Genomic DNA, 8,594 nt, shown 5'->3' on the forward strand with positions numbered 1-8,594 from the left:
CAGGCAGATCTGCGCGATGACATCTCGCTGCGCCTCATCGAGGCCGGCCTGCATCTGGAGCGTTCGCACCACGAAGTGGGCGCGCCCGGCCAGGCCGAGATCAACTACCGGTTTGACACCATGGTCGCCGCCGCGGACGACGTGCTGAAGTTCAAGTACATCGTGAAGAACACCGCGGACGAGTGGGGCAAGTCCGCCACGTTCATGCCCAAGCCGCTCTTCGACGACAACGGCTCCGGTATGCACTGCCACCAGTCGCTGTGGAGCGAAGGCGAGCCGCTGTTCTACGACGAGAAGGGCTACGCCAACCTCTCCGACACCGCACGCTGGTACATCGGCGGCCTGCTCAAGCACCCCTCCCCCGTCCTGGCCTTCACCAACCCCACAGAGAACTCCTACAAGCGCCTGGAGAAGGGCATAAAGGCCCCGGTCAACATGGTGTACTCGCAGGGCAACCGCTCCGCCGGTATCCGTATCCCGATCACCGGCTCCAATCCCAAGGCCAAGCGCCTCGAGTTCCGCGCTCCCGATCCGTCGGGTAACCCCTACCTGGCCTTCGCCGCTCAGCTGATGGCCGGCCTGGACGGCATCCGCAACCGCATCGAGCCCGCTGAGCCCATCGACAAGGACCTCTACGAGCTCCCCCCGGAGGAGGCCAAGGACATCCAGAAGGCACCCGGCTCCCTCGAGGAGGCCCTCGAGGCCCTGCGCGAGGACCACGAGTTCCTGCTCGCCGGTGACGTCTTCACCGAGGACCTGATCGAGGCGTGGATCGACTACAAGTACGAGAACGAGATCACCCCGCTCTCCGCTCGGGTCAACCCGCTGGAGTTCGCCCTCTACTACGGAGTCTGATTCTCAGTTCATCGGCTAGCTGCTGATGCAGGAAGGGCCCGGATCACTGATGTGATCCGGGCCCTTCCGCGTCCGCCCCACCGTGACCGACCGTGTCCACCCAAGCCGAACCATTCCTTGCAGCTGAATTTCGAATCTGTCGCTTGACACAAGGATCTAGGTAGTTGCCATACTTAGAGATATGGATGATCTAGAGACGCCCCTCTGGCCTCAGGCCTGGGTCCGTGCGCTCCTTCCCACTGCGATCCTGGCCTGCCTGGAAGCGGAGGACCTGCACGGCTATGCCATCGGTCAGGCACTTGGACGGCTCGGCTTCGGGGTACCGAAGGGTGGATCTCTCTACCCGGCGCTGGCCCGACTGGAGGAGGCAGGGTTCGTCTCGACCGAATGGCTGCCCGGCCCCTCAGGTCCCGCGCGCCGCATCTACTCGCTGACCGCTGCCGGTGCCCGTGAGCTGGAGGCGGCTCGCGTCGCACTGCACGACGTCTCGGGGTCGTTGGGTGCCTCCGGCACCACTGCAGCCGTCACCTCTCCGGCCTCCGCCCGGCTCATCGGCGGTGATTCCCGATGAGCAGTAAGACCGAGCAGCCCGTCTTCGACCAGGTGGCTGAGATGTTCCGCCAGGCAGGAGGCACCGAGGACGACCAGGAATGGGCCGACGCCGCAGCCACCGAATTGCTCTGGAAGCAGGCCAAGGAGCCCTACATCCAGGCGGTCATGGGCATGGCAGCACAAGCATTGCACGAAAGCGGTGAGCCGGCCCGGGCCGCCTTCGGTGATGCCAAGGCCTGGGCGCACGAACAGATCGCTTGGCTGAAGTCGGAGGGACTCGATGCGTTTGATTCAACCCGTGGTCCGCTTTCGCTGCGCACCTGCGTTGAGCACTGCCTTTGGGGGGCCGCCTGGTTCAGCTTTGTGCTCTTCGCCAACGCACTGCTGAATCTGCTCCCTGGACGCACCCAGTGGGATTTCAACCCCCTGATCGCGACCCTCCCCTTGATGCTGGCGGCACTGTGTACCCTCGTCTACGGAATCTACGCGGCCGTCCGACCACGACGTCGTTTCGCCGCAGCCGTGGCGATTGCCGTGGTCGTCGCCGTTCTGGGCGCGACCCTCATGGCCGGGTTCCTGATCATGCTCCAGGATTCTGGGCCAGAGTGGCCGTGGCTCTGGATCGCTGCGTTGATTCCTTTCTATGCAGTGCTGGCTTGGGCAGTGGGAAGAGTCTGGCCGGAGAGTAGCCGGACGTCCGATGACGTGGAGCAATCCCTTGCCCTTTCGGATCCTGACCCCGTGGAGTGGACCTGCAGGTTGCAAGCCGCACTGCGCTCGCGCGACGATCTCAGCGACGCCGCGATCGACACCGCCGTCGGAGAGGCCCATGCCCATCTCGACGATTCGGGACGCGGCGCGGCTGAGGAGTTCGGTTCTCCAGAGGGCTACGCCAACACGGTTCGGGCCGACCCGAGGGTTCGGCCCCGCAGGAAGATGTTGCTCTACGGCTCGATGATTGCGATCTGGCTTGTCCTCCTGATCTCCGAGGCTTCGGAGCACGGACTGTCCCCGTCATGGCCGCTGTTCACCTACGCTGCCCTGGTGCTGTTGAGCATCTGGTACTGGACCGGCGCATACAGGGACTGGCGTAGGGCTGTCCGCGGCAAGGCTTCACGAGGCGGTGCAGCCCCCACGGGCTGAGTCAGCACCGTCCTCCACCGACACGATCCGGAATCCGGCACCCCGGTCAGGGTCTCCACATCAGGACAGGGTTCTCAAACGGGGTAGAAGAGCCGCTCGAAGATGGACCTCGCGTGACGGGCGGTGCGCAGCCATTCCTCCTCCAGCTCGGAGGGATTCTCCACGTGCCGGTCGGTCCAGGAGGCGATGGCCCGCAACTCCTGCCGGTTCTCCGGCAGCCCGTTGGCCGCCCGCCCCGTGCAGGCCACCACGGCGGCCCTGAGGTCCGTGGCGAGCACCCATGCCTCCTCCAGCCCCTCAGCATCGTCCGGGTCCAGGATCCCCAAGGCCGCCAGCTGTCGCAGAGCGGGCAGCGTGGAGGTCACGCGCAAGGTACAGTGCTCTGCCGCGTGCTGCAGCTGCAGGGTCTGCACCAGCCATTCCACGTCCGAGAGTCCGCCCGGACCCAGTTTCAGGTGCCGCTTGGGGCTGACGCCTCGCGGCATCCGCTCCCCCTCGACGCGAGCCTTGATCCGCCTGATCTGCTGCAATTCCTCTGGTTTCAGCCCGCGTCCGTAGCGGACAGGGTCGATGACCTCCACGAAGCTCTGCGCCACGTTACGGTGGCCTGCCATGGGCAGGGCACGCAGCAGTGCCTGACGTTCCCAGACCTCCGCCCAGCGTTCGTAGTACTCCTTGTAGGACTCCACGGTGCGTACCAGGGCGCCCTGCTTTCCCTCCGGGCGCAGGTCGGCGTCGAGTTCCAGCCGCCGTTCGGCCAGGACCGGAGGCTTGAGCGGTGCCCGCAGCAGCGTCCCCACCGCGTGGGCCAGACGCTCCGCCTGAGCCTGAGCTTCCGCGGCCGAGGATCCCGGCAGTGGCTGGTGCACGAACAGTACGTCGGCATCGGAGCCGTAGCCGATCTCCCGGCCACCCTGGCGCCCCATGGACACCACCAGCAGACGGGTGAGCTCCCCGTGCTCGGCATAGTCCCGGTTCTCGGCAACACGCAGGGCACCGATGACCGTTGCGCGGTCCACGTCGGCGAGGGACGCTCCGACCCCGGAGACGTCCAACATCCCCGAGCCGTCGGCCAACGCGGTGCGCAGTTGCTCCCTGCGGCGCGTCAGCCGCACCAGCCGCATTCCTCCGTCCGGGTCGGCGACGTGCCGGGTCAGTTTGGATTCGATCTCACCCCAGAGCTTCTTCCAACTGGGCGGATAGAGCTCCTGGTCGTTGCCGAGCCACGCGGTGGATTCCGGGGAGACCTCCAAGAGATCCGACACCATGCGGGAGGTACCGAGGATGTGGCACAACCGCTCGGCGCCTGCGGGCGAATCGCGCAGCATCGCCAGGAACCACGGCGAGCCCCCCAGGGACTCCGCCAGCCGCCGGAAACCGAGCAGTGCGGCATCCGGGTCCACGGATTCTGCCATCCATCCAAGCAGCACCGGCAACAGTTGCCGCTGCAACGCAGCAGTTCGCGAGACACCCGCGGTGAGCGCCTCGATGTGCGCCATGGCCTGTCGAGGCGACGCATAGCCAAGAGCCGACAACCGCGCCTGCGCGGCATCGGAACTCAGCCGCACCTCGTCGTCCCCCAGGCGGGCGGCCGTGGCCAGCAGCGGGCGGAAGAAGAGCTTCTGGTGAAGGCCACGCACCGTGGCCTTCACCTGCTTCCATCTCTTCATGAGCCGTTCCGCGGTCCAAGGATTCAGATCCGCCTCGGTGGCCAAGGAACGAGACAACACACGTTGTTCGGCTTCCGCCTCCGGCACCAGATGCGAGCGTCTCATGCGGATCAGCTGGATGCGGTGCTCCAAGGTGCGCAGGAAACGGTAGTCAGCGGAGAACGCCTCGGCATCGACGCGGGAGATGTAGGCGGTCTCCCCCAGCTCATGCAGTGCCGGCAGGGTTCCGCGCACGCGCAGCCGGGGTTCCACCCGGCCGTGAACCAGCTGCAGCAGCTGCACGGTGAACTCGACGTCCCTCAGGCCGCCGGGTCCCAGCTTCAGCTGCCACGGAATCTGAGCGGGGGCGATATTCGACGTCACCCGGGCGCGCATGCGCTGCACGCCCTCCACGAAGCCGGGCCGTTGCGACGAGGACCAGACCAGCGGGGACACCGCGTCCTCGTACTCACGGCCCAGGTCCACGTCCCCGGCCACGGCGCGGGCCTTCAGCAGCGCCTGGAACTCCCAGTCGTGCGCCCATGTGTTCAGGTAGTGCACGTGGGACTCCACGGTGCGGGACAACGCCCCGTCCTTGCCTTCCGGACGGAGGTTGGCGTCCACCTCCCAGAGCCCTGGTTCCGCACCAGGCTTCATGATCGCCTGAGTGGTGCGCCTCGCCAGTTCCTCGGCCAACGTCGCGGCTTGCTCCTGCACGGCCTCGTCCGCATCTGCAGCGACGTCGTGGACCCAGATCACGTCCACATCGGAGATGTAGTTCAGTTCCCTCGCACCGCATTTGCCCATGCCGATCACGGCCAGACGGATGGCTCGCGGGTCCAGGCCCGAGTGCGCCTGTGCCAGTTCCGCCCTAGCCACGGCCAGCGCGCCCTCCAATGCGGCGCCGGCCAGATCGGAGAGTTCGGACGCCACCTGCCCCAAACACGCTGTGGGGTCTGCTGCGCAGACGTCGCGCAGCGCCACATCGGTGATGCCGGCGCGGTAGGCCACACGCAGCGCCTTGACGACGTCCTGTCCTGTGCCCGACGCCACGGGCGTCGCCTCGGTGGGATCGGCACCGACGCTGCGCAGCAGCGTGTCCCGCCACAGGCCGTCGGGCACGGGGGCAAAATCGTTCCCGCGCTGTTGCGCGAGCAGCGAAGCGTGCTCAGGATGGCGGGTCAGGAAGTCCGCGAGCGCCTCGGAGGCGCCCAGCAGCCTGAAGAGCGGGCGGTGCGCGGTGCGGTCGGCGGCCAGCGCGGCCACGGAGGGCGCGCGGGAGAGCAGCCGGACCAAACAGGTCAGGGCCTGGTCCGGGTCAGCGGCCTGCCGAAGGCCGTCCAGGAGCGCCCCCCGGTCGATCCCCGCGAGTTCCTCGGCGTCGAGGAAGCGGCGCACCAGGTCCAGGTCCACGAACCCGACCGCGAGCAATTCCGTGGTCGAGTGCGCGGGCCTCGAGTTGATTGGGCCTGACGACACCGGTTGGCTCACAGCACCCCGAGATACCTGTTGAGCTCGTAGGGGCTCACGTCGTGACGATAGTCGTCCCACTCGTCCTGCTTGTTGCGCAGGAAGGCGTCGAAGGCCTTCTCGCCGAGCACGGAGGCCACGAGCTCGGATTCCTCCATGATGCGGATGGCGTCATGCAGCGTGGCAGGCAACGGGGTGTGCCCCATGGCGCGACGCTCTGCGGTGGTCATGGACCAGACATCGTCCTCGGTGGCGGGGCCGAGGTCGTAGTCGTCGGTGATGCCCTTCAGTCCCGCGGCGATAACCAGAGCGTAGGCCAGGTACGGGTTCGCAGCGGAATCGATGCCGCGGTACTCCAGGCGCGCGCTCTGACCCTTGTCCGGCTTGTAGAGCGGAACGCGGATGAGGGCGGAGCGGTTGTTGTGACCCCACGCCACGTGGCTGGGGGCCTCTCCCCCGCCCCACATACGCTTGTACGAGTTCACGAACTGGTTGGTGACTGCCGTGATCTCGGCGGAATGCTTGAGCACCCCGGCCATGAACTGCCGTGCGGTCCGGGAGAGCTGGTACTCCTGCCCTGCCTCGAAGAACGCGTTGCGATCGCCTTCGAAGAGGGAGAAGTGAGTGTGCATACCCGAGCCGGGCTGGTCCGCGAAGGGCTTGGGCATGAAGGTTGCGTAGATCCCCTGCTGCAGCGCCACCTCCTTCACGACCGTGCGGAAGGTCATCAGATTGTCCGCGCTGGTGAGGGCGTCTGCGAAGCGCAGGTCGATCTCGTTCTGCCCGGGGCCGTTCTCGTGGTGGGAGAACTCCACGGGGATCCCGACGCTCTCCAACATGGTCACGGCCTGACGGCGGAAGTCCTGCGCCACGCCTCCGGGGACGTGGTCGAAGAAGCCCCCGTGGTCCACCGGGCGGGGCCGGCCGTTGGCGTCGAGTTCGTCCGACTTCAACAGGTAGAACTCCACCTCCGGGTGCGTGTAGCAGGTGAAGCCCATCTCCGCCGCGACATTGAGCTGCTTACGCAGCACGTGCCGGGGGTCCGCTGCGGCGTGCTCACCGTCGGGGGTGAGGATGTCGCAGAACATGCGAGAGGTGGGCTCCGTCTCGCCACGCCACGGCAGGATCTGGAACGTGGAGGGGTCCGGACGCAGCAACATGTCTGCCTCCGAGATCCGGCCGAGTCCTTCCATGGAGGAGCCGTCGAAGCCCAGCCCCTCGCTGAAGGCCCCCTCCACCTCTGCGGGTGCCAGGGCGATGGACTTCAGGGAGCCGCCCACATCCGTGAACCACAGACGCACAAAGCGCACATCGCGCTCCTCGATGGTACGGAGCACGAACTCCTGCTGACGGTCCATGTCGACTCCTCCACGTTCTTCGGTTCCCCTGCTTCACGAGGGGCTGGCCAGTGCCACTCACTCTAGTGAAGAGCATGTGTCATGCACATTGCACGCGCCGAACACACAGTTGCGGCCCGTGCGGGTCAGTCATCGTCGTCGTCCCAATCCTCGTTGTTGCGCTCCACAGTGGCCAACGCTGCCTGCGCGGCCTCGCGGCTGGGGTACGGCCCGAGCAGGCGCTTCCAGTCGGACTGCGCTCCCACCTCGACCTCGCCGGTCTCGACGTTGTACCAGTAGTCGCCCTCGTGGGCATCGGGCACGGCAGCCATGGTGGCCTCCTTCGGTCGTCACTGCTGTTGGTCGCGACCGCGTCCAACGAGTCTCATGCTGCCCTCTCCGGTCGCCGACTTCCACCCTGCGCGGGAGGGAGGAGGCGCCATAGACTGGATGCATGTCCTCAGCCTCTTCCACTTCCTCCCCCGCCCGCGGCGTCCACCGCGGCCTGCTCACGCCCGGTGTCATCGGTGCCTCGCGCCGCGTGCCCGGCTCCATCCCACGCCCCGAGTACGTAGGGCGGGCCGAGCCCGTCGAGGGCGTGGTCAGCGATGTCAAGGATGCGGAGACCATCGCCCGGATCGAGGCCGCCTCGCGCGTCGCGGCCGGCGCCCTCGAGGCGGTCGGTATGGCCGCCGTCCCCGGAGTCACCACGGATGAGCTCGATCGCATCGGGCACGAGTACATGCTCGATCACCACGCCTACCCCTCGACCTTGGGTTACCGCGGTTTCCCGAAGTCCCTGTGCACCTCCATCAACGAGGTCATCTGCCACGGCATCCCGGATTCCACCGTGCTCGAGGACGGAGACATCATCAACGTCGACGTGACCGCCTACCTCAATGGCGTCCACGGCGACACCAATGCGACGTTCGAGGTCGGCTCGGTCTCCACCGCGGCACACGACCTGGTCGAACACACCAGGGAAGCACTGCGCCGCGGCATCAAGGCGGTCAAACCCGGCCGTCGGATCAACGTGATCGGTAGGACCATCGAGGTCTACGCCAAGCGTTTCGGGCTCGGGGTTGTTCGTGACTACACGGGCCACGGCGTCGGTGAGGAGTTCCACTCCGGCCTGATCGTTCCCCATTACGATGCCGCTCCGCTCTATGACACCGAGATCGTGCCCGGAATGGTCTTCACCATAGAACCCATGCTCACTCTTGGCGGCATCGAATGGGACCAGTGGGACGATGACTGGACCGTGGTGACCCGCGACGGCAGCCTCACCGCGCAGTTCGAGCACACGCTTGTGGTCGAGGACGAAGGTGCCCGCGTCCTCACCCTGCCCGCCTGATCCGACCGTTCTCAACCGATCCCGTAAGGAACCCCCGCCTGCCATGAGCGCCGAATCCCCCGCGTCCAACCGGACCACCGTGTCCAAGAAGTCCACGAAGCATCCCACCGGCATCGGTGTGGACATCGGTGGAACCGGGATCAAGGGCGGCATCGTCGACCTGAAACGCGGCAAGCTGATCGAGGAGCGGTTCCGCATCCCCACGCCCCGCCCGGCCACCCCTGAGGCGGTGGC

7 protein-coding genes and 1 pseudogene are annotated in these 8,594 nt (G+C 66.6%); 5 read left to right on the plus strand and 3 right to left on the minus strand.

Annotation, left to right across the window (positions count from 1 at the left end):
- From Q0A15_RS00225 to Q0A15_RS00235, 3 genes are all read left to right on the plus strand, one after another.
- The coding region (locus tag Q0A15_RS00225) for a glutamine synthetase family protein (protein WP_367273334.1) at positions 1 to 855 on the plus strand (855 nt) is incomplete at its 5' end.
- 181 nt (positions 856 to 1,036) lie between these two features.
- Positions 1,037 to 1,426, plus strand: coding sequence for a PadR family transcriptional regulator (locus Q0A15_RS00230; RefSeq protein WP_291277526.1), 390 nt, complete (start codon positions 1,037 to 1,039; stop codon positions 1,424 to 1,426).
- A complete protein-coding gene (locus tag Q0A15_RS00235) occupies positions 1,423 to 2,550 on the plus strand; it encodes a hypothetical protein (protein WP_291277527.1) in 1,128 nt (375 codons plus the stop codon). The genes Q0A15_RS00230 and Q0A15_RS00235 overlap by 4 nt, the downstream gene beginning before the upstream one ends.
- A gap of 74 nt (positions 2,551 to 2,624) precedes the next feature.
- Here Q0A15_RS00235 and Q0A15_RS00240 read toward each other — a convergent pair whose 3' ends face one another.
- From Q0A15_RS00240 to Q0A15_RS00250, 3 genes are all read right to left on the minus strand, one after another.
- On the minus strand, positions 2,625 to 5,678 hold the full coding sequence (locus Q0A15_RS00240) for a bifunctional [glutamine synthetase] adenylyltransferase/[glutamine synthetase]-adenylyl-L-tyrosine phosphorylase (RefSeq protein ID WP_291277528.1): 3,054 nt from the start codon (positions 5,676 to 5,678) through the stop codon (positions 2,625 to 2,627).
- Positions 5,679 to 5,686: 8 nt separating this feature from the next.
- Positions 5,687 to 7,027 carry a type I glutamate--ammonia ligase gene (gene glnA, locus Q0A15_RS00245; RefSeq protein ID WP_291277529.1) on the minus strand — a complete coding sequence of 447 codons (1,341 nt, stop codon included), beginning with the start codon at positions 7,025 to 7,027 and terminating at the stop codon, positions 5,687 to 5,689.
- Between the two features lie 125 nt (positions 7,028 to 7,152).
- Positions 7,153 to 7,338 carry an SPOR domain-containing protein gene (locus Q0A15_RS00250; RefSeq protein ID WP_291277530.1) on the minus strand — a complete coding sequence of 62 codons (186 nt, stop codon included), beginning with the start codon at positions 7,336 to 7,338 and terminating at the stop codon, positions 7,153 to 7,155.
- Positions 7,339 to 7,460: 122 nt separating this feature from the next.
- On the opposite strand from Q0A15_RS00250, the gene map reads away from it, so the two are divergent.
- On the plus strand, positions 7,461 to 8,360 hold the full coding sequence (map, locus tag Q0A15_RS00255) for a type I methionyl aminopeptidase (RefSeq protein ID WP_291277531.1): 900 nt from the start codon (positions 7,461 to 7,463) through the stop codon (positions 8,358 to 8,360).
- Between the two features lie 43 nt (positions 8,361 to 8,403).
- Positions 8,404 to 8,594: pseudogene (locus tag Q0A15_RS00260) on the plus strand (hypothetical protein); the annotation flags it as partial.

The sequence above is a fragment of the Galactobacter sp. genome, assembly GCF_022712295.1.
Lineage (GTDB): Bacteria > Actinomycetota > Actinomycetes > Actinomycetales > Micrococcaceae > Galactobacter.